This window comes from Francisella sp. 19X1-34 (genome assembly GCF_041102755.1).
Classification (GTDB): Bacteria; Pseudomonadota; Gammaproteobacteria; order Francisellales; family Francisellaceae; genus Francisella.
This window is the reverse complement of record NZ_JBGCTX010000081.1, coordinates 1-9803: the sequence shown is the minus strand read 5'-3', so window position 1 is coordinate 9803 and position 9803 is coordinate 1. Positions and strand designations below refer to the sequence as shown.

Genomic DNA, 9803 nt, shown 5'->3' with positions numbered 1-9803 from the left:
CTTCCATGAATTGTAGTAGTATACATTTGAATAATCTCAATTGACCATAACCCTTGTAAGGATTATCTTTTTCATACCAATTATTTACTGCATCCTCAGTAAGCCATATATCTATACGACCTCTATTTGTTAGAGCTTTGTTGTATTCAGACCAATTTGTGATTTTATATTTTTGTTTAGGCACATGCCAACCTTTTGATTCAGCGTATTTATGTGGCATTGGTATTTTATGTTTTTAAAATTGATTGATTCTAATTCTTTGACTTAGATTTGACAACATATTTATAACTTTAGGGGGTTAAGAAACAAAGCCATTGGAAACTGAACCATTAAACCATCAATTATTATTCTTTTGTGATCAAAAAACATTGATGTTGAAGAGAACAAGCTCACAAAATAGGCAAATGATAGAAAATACTCTTTCATACTTTCAAAATTAAAAATAGTTTTAAGGTCTGTTTTCATAATAATTATCTCCAAAATTTAATATTTTAAATTTATATTTTGATTTATTAAAAATCTTTAAAATATATACCAATTTCTAAAATAAATTAGTAAAGGTTTCATTGTTCACGAGAACCTTTAAATCCTACTGGTTTAGAGTACTGTTGCTTACTAGAATCACACAATAGATTTCTAATAATATTCAAACAGTGTTTAAACCCTAAACCTTTAAATTGATATTCTGGATTAGTAATTTGAAACTCTATCCATGAAAATACCTCTTTGATATTAGAAATTACTGCTTTACCTTTATTATTCAAATAATTAAGCATTTGATGTATTGCTAATTGTTGTCTAGCAGTTAAAACAGTATGTCTTACATCTTCAGCTACTTCAATTGCTTTGTATGAGTTAAAGATTTCTCCATTAGGTAATACGTCTTCATGATTACAAGTTCTTTTAGCAACTTTAATAGCATCATCTATTAACTTATTCTTGCATTCATATAATCCTGATTCATTTAGTTCTATTAAGGCAAATAAAATTGCATTGCAGTCTAAATTATATTCATCTGATAACAGATCTACTAATTGATATGTATATTCATCTTCATAAGAAAAATTAACATTTTTAACAATATCTTTATAGTTATTATCTATATTGTTAATATTATTATCTTTTATATCTTCTTCTTTTATATATGATTTCGCCTCAGTGGCGAAGTCTGATTCCGCCATATAATCACTAGTTTCAGATTCAGTATTAACATCAATATTTTGAGTTTTATTTTCAGTTGATGGTTTACTTATTAACGAGTTAATATAATTCATTAGTGCTTTGAATTTGCTAGTGATAAATATTTTAAGTCTGACTGCTCCATCATAGCATCTAGTTTTTGATTTAGATATGAAACCATTCTTAACAAGTTCTGTAAGAGCTCTTTCACATGTTCTTTTCTTAATACCTGTTTCTTCAACTAAATATTCAATGTTAGGTAATAAAAAGAAAGTATCTCCATTTTTCTCTTTATATTTTGATATTTGAATTCTAAAAAATAGTAAGTCTGCTATTTCAGCATAATTGTGATTTCCAATTTCTGAACGTAATATTTTACGACCTTCATGAAATATAGTAGCCATAGTTATAACTCCTTATACTTAAAAATGTTTGCAATTAGGAGTTAACTAGATTAAAATAAAATTGTTTCGGTGGTTTTCTTAATCTAGTTAACCGCATTAAAGGTCGCCTGCAAGCGGCCTTTTTTGTTAGTCGCCGTACGGCGACTTAATCAATTAATGCATTTTAAAACCTCCTCAATAATATTATCAAGAGTATTTTTTGTAATTTTTTCACTAATTTTGGATGAGAAGTGTAAAGATTTTCTTTTACTATCATCTCTTATAGTTAGAACATGATCGCCATTCTTAGAATAATATTTTTTAGAAGATGATTTGTTGTTTGATATTTCCTTATCTATTAATTTAGAAATGCTAGAGCTTCCAATTTTACCTTCTTTAATTTTATCAGCATGTGCTATTATAATTTTTTGGTGATCAATACTTTTATTGCCAAGTCTACTTATTTCATAAGCAGTCCTTGCAGATACTTTTCTATAGTCTTTGATAGCATTATTAATATTCTCTGATATCTTACTAAAAGATAGTAGTCTGGAAACTTGTTGCTTGCTGATTTTTAAAATATCTGTCAAATCTTTCTGAGTTAATAAACCTTCAGATATTTTTTTTGCATAACTCATGCCTTTAGCATAGTCTGATAAATCATTTCTCTGCTCATTTTCAACAGCTTGGACTAAAGCCGCTGTTCTATCATCTAATTTATGAATAAGTACCTTTAGTTTAATATTTGCAAGTGTAGCAGCTCTCCATCTGCACTCACCTACAATCAGTTCATATTCGTTTGTGTTTTTAATAGGTCTTACAATACAAGGTACCTGCTGACCAATCGTTTTCAAACTCTCTGCTAGTTCTTCGATATTTCCTAACTCATTTTCAGGTCTATCCTTACCAATCCATCTTCTTATTTTACTAGGATCGATTTCGTGAATTTTGTTCGCATCAAAATTTTCTTTATTCATATAATCATTAATTGATGATATTTTATTATCAGCATTTAATAATTTTTCTAAAGGATCTTGCCATTTCTTTTGTGTCATATATGCCTCAATTAAGTTTAGTTATTGCTATTAGCATTCCATATTTCTTTAAAAGCTGAGAAAATTTCGTCATTCACTTTGTTACATGTTTCTAGAGCTCTTTTATAGGTTGTACTATTTGTTGCATATGGCTTTTCATATAAAGATAATAATGCATTTGCTGTATTATCAATCTCGGCGGAATCAACCATATGATTTACTAGAACATATTCACCATTTAGTTTTCTAATTAGCTGATCTATTCTATTAGCTCCAAGATTACCTTTATGTTTAGTTAAAAGTATTCTAAAAAAGTCTAAATGATCAGATTTTATTGCTTTGAATACTCTTTGTAATGTTTTTGTTAATCTAACAAATGATGCAAAATCTGGCATAGCTGGTGGTAGCGTTATTAATGCTGCATTAATTGCGGAAACAGCATTCATAGTTAAAGCACCTGTTTTTGGCGGGCAATCTATTATAATTACATCATATTTATCTTTAACTTTAGTGAGAGCTTTATCTAATCTTTTTAATGGACTTCCTAAATTTTGTAGTTGCTCCTCGTTGAAGTTCGGTAGTTCAAGCTCAGCGTTTTCAAGTTCTAAGTTTGCAGGTATTATATCTATTCCTGTGAAGTATGTTTTTTTAATAACTCTATTTATATCTGAATCATCCTCAAGCAATGTGGTCGTTAAAGTATCATCCTCAGATAGGTCAATATCTGGGATAAATCCAAACCATGTTGTATAAGTGGCTTGAGGATCGAGATCTATTCCAAGAACATTTAATCCTTGGATAGCTAAATATTGTGATAATAATAATGATGTTATTGACTTTCCTGAGCCACCCTTAAAATTTAGAGCGCAACATACAATAGGGTCTGAGTTTTTAGGTCTATGAAATCTTGTCCCAAGCGTTTCTCTGATTTCATTTATTAATTGTAAGGAATATTGTTTTCTTCCATTTTCATCTTTTGGGGGTGAGGGTATTTCTCCTTTTTCTTCAAAAGATTTGATACTTGATCTACTTTTTCCAATCATGTCAGCAGCATCTTTCATTCCCCATGTTCGCAATTGTTTTCGCGTATCAGGAGATGAAGTTGCTTCAATAATATCTACCAAAGCTTGTTGTCCAACTTCATGCAAAGCTTCCATAAGCTCTACAGGATTTTTTACAGAGAATTGAGTTAGATTTTTCATATATTTAAATATTACAAAGACATGATATAAAAATAACATAAAAAAATGCTTTGTACAATAATTTAATAAAATAATATAAAATCGGTACAATTGTTATTTATTGTATTAATAATAATTTACTAATCAGTCTGTTTAATATGAATTAATGACGATATTTAAAGTTATTTCTCCGTTAAGATAGAAATAAAGTATTGTCTCACAAATGGTCGTTTTTTAGGACACTTTTTCAAGATCTCTGGAAGGTAATAAATAAGTATAAAAAATATATTATATTGCCATCTCACTAATCATATTCTTAAATACTCTATATTAGTGGGATTTTTTATACATGGAGTGGCAAACTAGTTTATTATTTCATCCCAAACATTTTCTAAGGTATATGGACTGCCTTTTAAAGCGAAAAAATCTCCTCTTATAAATTTATGATTCTTATCTAGTGAATTTAGTTTATGTATATCATTAGAATCTAATTTAATATATTGTGATACTAAGTTTTTATCTATTCTTTCTGGAGTAATTGATTTAGGGATAGCAATAATATTTTTTTCTATTAACCATGCTAATATTACTTGAGCTGGTTCAGCATTATATTTTTCTGATATTCTTATAATATCAAGGTTACCTAACAGTTCATCTTTTGCATTTGAAGTACCAAGAGGAGAATATGCTGTTAATAAAATATTTTGTTCTTTACAAAAATTTAAAAGATTTTTTTGCTGAAAATATGGATGGACCTCAACTTGATTAGTAACAGGTTTAATTTTTATATCTTTTTCTAAAAGTGATTTTAGTTTTTTAATACTAAAATTAGATACACCAATATTTTTAACTAATCTATCATCTACTAAAGATTCCATAGCTTTCCATGTATCAATTATAGGAGCCTCATCTAAAGAGATAAAATCTTCTGCATTTGTTGGGACATCTACTTTTGTAGCAACAGGCCAGTGGATTAAATATAAATCTAAATATTCTAAATCAAGATTATTTAATGTTTTTAATAGGGCTGGCTTTACTTGTTCATATTTATGATAAGCATTCCATAGCTTAGATGTTATAAAAAGATCTTCTCTTTTTACTATGTCTTCTTCTAAGCATTCTTTTATAGCTTTACCTACTTGATCTTCATTACCATAGAAATATGCACAATCAATATGTCTATATCCATTTTTAATAGCATGTTTTACTGCTTTATAAACATCATTGTTATCTGATAAATATGTTCCTAATCCTAATACTGGTATTTTATTACCATTATTTAAAGTAAATTCTTTCATATTTTTTCCTCACTTAATTTTAAACTTCTTCATCTAAATTAGATTTAAAAATAATTTTAGATCCAATAGTTTGTTGTTTGGATATTTCGTCATTATCTTCTATAGTTCCATGTAATAAAGAAAATATCTTTTTGGCTGCTAAATAACTCTGTCTAATATGATTTTCTCTAACTGTAGCAAGTATTTTTCCTCTAGATATAAGGTCATGAATATTTGTATTCATTCCTCTAGTAACAGCAAATAGCTTAATATTAGGTAAGCGATTAGTTATAACTTTGATAATTTCTGATAAATGGCGATTACTATAAATTGCTACTACATCTTCTTTGAGATATTTATTTATAATTAAATCTATACTTTCTAAAATGTTTTCAATAAAAATAGGTCCTACTATATTTAAATTCTGAGCTTTAGCTTCTAAATAAAACCCCATCAAATAGTCGTTAGAAGATATCTCGTCACTCTTTGTTTTTAAAATAAGAACTTTTTCATTATTTCTAAGTAGCGGAGCAAGAATGTTTGCTGAGATTTTACCTGCTTTAATATAATCACTACCAATATAATCAATATCTTTATTAATAGGAGAATCTAAGGCAATAAATTTTATTTTTGGATTATCTTTTATTATTTGTTCTATTTGGTTCTTTAATTGAGGAATGATTATAATTCCATCTGGCAACTCTTCTTCTATTATTTTTTTAAGTTGGTAAATCTGATCCTCAGGTTCATCAATACTAGTTTCTATAATATTAATTGAAAGATTATAGTTTTTAAGTTCTTCATAGCCATCTATCAGACCTTTTTTAATCTCTACAGAATAATTTTCATTATGTGATTTAATAATAAAAGCATATACTTTCTTAGCATTTTTTCTAGCTAAAGAGCTTCCTATTAGATTTTTAGTATAACCAAGTTCTTTTACTAAACTTAAAACCTTTTGTTTAGTTTTATGATTAATATTATCATGATCAAGCAATGCTCTATATACTGTTGTTCTAGATATATTAAGTCTATTAGCAATATCTTTTTGAGTTATCATAGTAATCAAACCAAGCAGATGCACACACCTTTACATTAAGATAAAGACTATTAATACTCAATATAACTATCTAGCAAAATTATTAGGAAAACAATTTAATTTATAGAGTACTCGAGAACAATCATTTTAATAAATTTATTAAGTTATTTTGCTAAATAAATTTAGAGAAATTGTTTACGATAAAGACTAGTATTTATACATAAGTCCTACTACACGAATAGTTAAACATAAGGAGTTCTATGATGAGTATACAATTAGGTGATATAGCACCAAACTTTAATGCTAAAACAACTTTAGGAACAATTGATTTTCACCAGTGGTTAGGAAACAGTTGGTGTGTTTTATTTTCACATCCTAAAGATTTCACTCCAGTATGTACTACAGAGTTAGGTATGGCTGCAAAATTAAAACCTAAATTTGAAAAGCTTAATTGTAAAATTATAGCTTTGAGTGTGGATACTGTTGAAGAGCATAACGAATGGATAAAAGACATTAATGAAACTCAAAACACGGCTGTGAAGTATCCAATTATTGAAGATTCTAGTAGAAAAGTTTCTACTCTTTATGATATGATCCATCCTAAAGCTTCAGATACTTTAACTGTACGCAGCGTTTTTGTTATTGATCCAGATAAAAAAATTAGACTTACTCTTACTTATCCAGCCTCTATAGGCCGTAACTTCAACGAAATATTAAGAGTTATTGATTCATTACAGTTAACAGACAAATATAGCCTTGCAACTCCTGTTAACTGGGAGAAAGGAGATAAATGTGTTATAACTCCTGATGTCTCTAATGAACAAGCTGAAATAATGTTTAAGGATGGTTTTGAAACCATTAAACCATATTTGCGACTAACAGATTCTCCTGAGTAAATATAATTTGAAATTACCACTTTTTATCAAAACAAATAATTAGGAACTTAAATTATGAATAATCATATTGAAGATTGGATATCAAACACATTTAAAACAAATAGTACATTTGATGTAATTAATCCATATTCCCAAGAAGTTATTAGTAGCTTACCTGAAATGGGTAGAGTAGAAACACTAGATGCTTTAGATATTTTAGAAAAAGGATATCAAGATTGGGATAATCAAAATATTTCTTATAGAGCTGAATTATTATGTAAATGGGCAGATCTTTTAGAGGAAAATATACAAGAACTATCTTCACTATTGACAAAAGAACAAGGTAAACCAATAGGAGCGGCTACGGGTGAATTATTGTGGGCTATATCAAGCATTAGAGAAAATGCAAATACAGCTAAAAACACTCATGGTTATACTCCTATTCAAAGTGATCCTTCGTTACAAACTATAGTTACTAAGCAGTCTTTAGGTATAATTGCAGTAATAACCCCATGGAACTTCCCATTATTTATTAGCTTAAGCACAATTTCAGGAGCTATAGCTGTAGGTAATGTTGCTTTATGTAAAACTTCTGAAGAAACGCCTTTAGCTGTAGCTGCTGCTATTAGCTTAGCTTATAAAGCAGGTATTCCTAAAGATGTTATCCAATATTTAACTGCTAAAAGTCCTCAAGAAATAGGAGATACTATATGCCAAGATCATAGAGTTAGAATGTTAGGTTTTACAGGGTCTACTTTAACTGGAAAAAAATTATATGAAAAATCCTCAAGTAACGTTAAGAAGTTATTATTAGAATTAGGAGGTAATTCACCTTTTGTCGTATATGATGATTGTGATATTGAAAAAGCTGTAAATGATGCTGCTTCTATCAAATTCTCTAATTGTGGTCAGATTTGTGTAAATGCAAATAGGTTTTTAGTACATGAAAAAGTATATGATCAGTTTATTGAGAAATTCACTAACTTAGCTAGGCAACAGATTGTTGGTGACGGTTTAAATTCTAAAACAACTATGGGGCCTATGAATAACCTCAAGGTACTAGAAAAAGTTAACAGGTTAATTGAAGATGCTGTATCTAATGGAGCTAAACTATTATATGGAGGTAAGTTGATTAAAGAAGGCTCTTTATTATTTTCTCCTACAGTTTTGACGAATGCTACTAAGGATATGGATATATTCAAAACAGAGATATTTGGACCTGTAGCTGTTTTCTATAAATTTAGTGACAATGATGATGTTTTAGAGATTGCTAATGATACTGAATATGGATTAGCAGCATATTGTTATACAAAGGATTTATCTAAAGCTATCAATTTTGGTAAGAAAGTACAGGCTGGTAAAGTTGGAATAAATACTACAGCATCTAGTGGTGGTCCTTTTGGAGGTTTTAAAGAGTCTGGTATAGGGAGATCTAGTGGACATGTAAATCCTCTAGATATATATTGTGAAACGAAAAGTATTGATATTAATATTTCTTAGGGAATTGAATTTAAAAAATTACATTTTAAGCACTAACTAATAGATGATCGTACTTACCTTGTTTTATATTAAAAAAAGTTCTTCTTGAAATATCTACTTGATTTAATATATTGGATATTGATATTTCTTGTTGTATTAGATCTTTTGTTAATAAGACTATATCTTTAGTTATCTTAGCAGGTCTGCCAAATCTCTTACCATTTTTTAGGGCTTTTGATATACCTTCTCGCTGTCTTTCTTTTCTAATCTCATTTTCAAATTCAGCTACTGATGAAAGAATCTGAAAAGTTAATTTACCATAACTAGTAGTAGTATCTATATTTTGGTCAAGTACTACAAAATTAATATTATTAGATTCTAGGTTTTTTACTATATTACCTAGATCTATAGCGCTTCTAGCCATTCTATCTAATCTAGTTATGACTAAAGTATCTTTATCTCGCAAATATTCTTTACATTTAATTAATTCAGGTCTATTTTGATCGACACCTGATATTTTTTCTTGGAATATCCTTGTACAACCATATGCTTTTAACTTTTCCAACTGAATATCTAATGATTGATCTTTACTAGATACTCTAGCATAGCCTACTATTTCCATTATAAAATACATACTCCACTATTTTTGATATCGTGATGTAATCTATCTGGAGCCACATCAACCCCACAATCCCAAACTATAGTGTCACCATTACCAATAAAAAACTTTCTAAATTCTTTATTATTTCTAAGTGGTTCAAACACTCCAGTTAAGTTCTCCTCTTTAAATATAACTTCACCTTTGAGACCATCTTCAAACTCTATGGCTAAATTTAGGTGTTTTCTATATTTAATATTTTTAATATCCCAGTACATGATATTTCTCCTACGCTAAAGGATCTATTTTATTAGGATGTTGTTTCATCTGACATAAATCCCAGTTTTTTAATAATTCGTCTTTATGGATCTCGGCCCAATCTAAAACTAGATTAATACCTCTCCGTGGTAGACTACCTTCAATCACAGTTAATGTATTTATATCAATAGCAACTTTACTGCCTTGATATTCCGCATGGAAGTGAGGAGGGTTGTGTTCACGCCAATACATGTAGATAATAATTCCATAAAATGTACTAATCTGTGGCATAGTGCAAAAACTTTTAAAGCTAAAATATACTTATATTATACACCATATTAATGCACCAGTAAAATAAATGTGCAGAAAAGTATACTTTTTGATACGATTTGGACATTGGCTAACCTACGTGCGCTGAGGGGCGGCTTTGTTTCTTAACCCCCTAAAGTTATAAATATGTTGTCAAATCTAAGTCAAAGAATTAGAATCAATCAATTTTA

The 9803-nt window shown here is 28.8% G+C and carries 11 protein-coding genes and 1 pseudogene; 2 read left to right on the top strand and 10 right to left on the bottom strand.

The window, feature by feature from the left end:
• From AB8E56_RS10515 to AB8E56_RS10485, 7 genes and pseudogenes are all read right to left on the bottom strand, one after another.
• Nucleotides 1-220: pseudogene (locus AB8E56_RS10515) on the bottom strand (hypothetical protein); the annotation flags it as partial.
• A 62-nt stretch (nucleotides 221-282) separates the two neighbouring features.
• Nucleotides 283-465 carry a hypothetical protein gene (locus tag AB8E56_RS10510; RefSeq protein WP_329480877.1) on the bottom strand — a complete coding sequence of 61 codons (183 nt, stop codon included), beginning with the start codon at nucleotides 463-465 and terminating at the stop codon, nucleotides 283-285.
• 98 nt (nucleotides 466-563) lie between these two features.
• Nucleotides 564-1583: a hypothetical protein gene (locus AB8E56_RS10505; RefSeq protein ID WP_329480875.1), complete on the bottom strand. Its 1020-nt coding sequence runs from the start codon at nucleotides 1581-1583 to the stop codon at nucleotides 564-566.
• A gap of 149 nt (nucleotides 1584-1732) precedes the next feature.
• The gene (locus AB8E56_RS10500; protein WP_329480873.1) at nucleotides 1733-2617 is read right to left on the bottom strand and encodes a ParB/RepB/Spo0J family partition protein; all 885 of its coding nucleotides are present in this window, start codon (nucleotides 2615-2617) and stop codon (nucleotides 1733-1735) included.
• Between the two features lie 17 nt (nucleotides 2618-2634).
• Nucleotides 2635-3798 carry an AAA family ATPase gene (locus AB8E56_RS10495; protein WP_329480871.1) on the bottom strand — a complete coding sequence of 388 codons (1164 nt, stop codon included), beginning with the start codon at nucleotides 3796-3798 and terminating at the stop codon, nucleotides 2635-2637.
• Between the two features lie 341 nt (nucleotides 3799-4139).
• Complete coding sequence (locus tag AB8E56_RS10490) at nucleotides 4140-5075, bottom strand: aldo/keto reductase (protein WP_329480869.1); 936 nt, start codon at nucleotides 5073-5075, stop codon at nucleotides 4140-4142.
• A 19-nt stretch (nucleotides 5076-5094) separates the two neighbouring features.
• Complete coding sequence (locus AB8E56_RS10485; RefSeq protein ID WP_329480867.1) at nucleotides 5095-6114, bottom strand: LacI family DNA-binding transcriptional regulator; 1020 nt, start codon at nucleotides 6112-6114, stop codon at nucleotides 5095-5097.
• Nucleotides 6115-6356: 242 nt separating this feature from the next.
• Here AB8E56_RS10485 and AB8E56_RS10480 point away from each other — a divergent pair, with 242 nt between their 5' ends.
• Together AB8E56_RS10480 and AB8E56_RS10475 are read left to right on the top strand one after the other, a co-directional pair.
• Entirely contained in the window at nucleotides 6357-6989 is a 633-nt protein-coding gene (locus AB8E56_RS10480; RefSeq protein WP_329480865.1) for a peroxiredoxin, read from the top strand.
• A 54-nt stretch (nucleotides 6990-7043) separates the two neighbouring features.
• A complete protein-coding gene (locus AB8E56_RS10475) occupies nucleotides 7044-8468 on the top strand; it encodes an aldehyde dehydrogenase family protein (RefSeq protein WP_329480863.1) in 1425 nt (474 codons plus the stop codon).
• A gap of 25 nt (nucleotides 8469-8493) precedes the next feature.
• Here AB8E56_RS10475 and AB8E56_RS10470 read toward each other — a convergent pair whose 3' ends face one another.
• The 3 genes from AB8E56_RS10470 to AB8E56_RS10460 are packed head-to-tail and all read right to left on the bottom strand — an operon-like array spanning nucleotide 8494 to nucleotide 9594.
• A complete protein-coding gene (locus AB8E56_RS10470) occupies nucleotides 8494-9069 on the bottom strand; it encodes a recombinase family protein (RefSeq protein WP_329480860.1) in 576 nt (191 codons plus the stop codon).
• On the bottom strand, nucleotides 9069-9323 hold the full coding sequence (locus AB8E56_RS10465) for a DUF2442 domain-containing protein (RefSeq protein ID WP_329480858.1): 255 nt from the start codon (nucleotides 9321-9323) through the stop codon (nucleotides 9069-9071). Before AB8E56_RS10465 ends, AB8E56_RS10470 begins: the two co-directional genes overlap by 1 nt.
• Nucleotides 9324-9333: 10 nt before the next feature.
• Nucleotides 9334-9594, bottom strand: a complete 261-nt coding sequence (locus AB8E56_RS10460) for a DUF4160 domain-containing protein (RefSeq protein WP_329480856.1) — start codon at nucleotides 9592-9594, stop codon at nucleotides 9334-9336.
• Between the last annotated feature and the right edge of the window lie 209 nt (nucleotides 9595-9803).

Excerpts from the sequence above, each read along its gene's own strand:
- AB8E56_RS10495 (WP_329480871.1), bottom strand. The coding sequence starts at position 3,798 with ATGAAAAATCTAACTCAATTCTCTGTAAAAAATCCTGTAGAGCTTATG.
- AB8E56_RS10480 (WP_329480865.1), top strand. The coding sequence starts at position 6,357 with ATGAGTATACAATTAGGTGATATAGCACCAAACTTTAATGCTAAAACA.
- AB8E56_RS10465 (WP_329480858.1), bottom strand. The coding sequence starts at position 9,323 with ATGTACTGGGATATTAAAAATATTAAATATAGAAAACACCTAAATTTA.
- AB8E56_RS10490 (WP_329480869.1), bottom strand. The coding sequence starts at position 5,075 with ATGAAAGAATTTACTTTAAATAATGGTAATAAAATACCAGTATTAGGA.
- AB8E56_RS10475 (WP_329480863.1), top strand. The coding sequence starts at position 7,044 with ATGAATAATCATATTGAAGATTGGATATCAAACACATTTAAAACAAAT.
- AB8E56_RS10460 (WP_329480856.1), bottom strand. The coding sequence starts at position 9,594 with ATGCCACAGATTAGTACATTTTATGGAATTATTATCTACATGTATTGG.
- AB8E56_RS10505 (WP_329480875.1), bottom strand. The coding sequence starts at position 1,583 with ATGGCTACTATATTTCATGAAGGTCGTAAAATATTACGTTCAGAAATT.
- AB8E56_RS10470 (WP_329480860.1), bottom strand. The coding sequence starts at position 9,069 with ATGGAAATAGTAGGCTATGCTAGAGTATCTAGTAAAGATCAATCATTA.
- AB8E56_RS10510 (WP_329480877.1), bottom strand. The coding sequence starts at position 465 with ATGAAAACAGACCTTAAAACTATTTTTAATTTTGAAAGTATGAAAGAG.
- AB8E56_RS10500 (WP_329480873.1), bottom strand. The coding sequence starts at position 2,617 with ATGACACAAAAGAAATGGCAAGATCCTTTAGAAAAATTATTAAATGCT.
- AB8E56_RS10485 (WP_329480867.1), bottom strand. The coding sequence starts at position 6,114 with ATGATAACTCAAAAAGATATTGCTAATAGACTTAATATATCTAGAACA.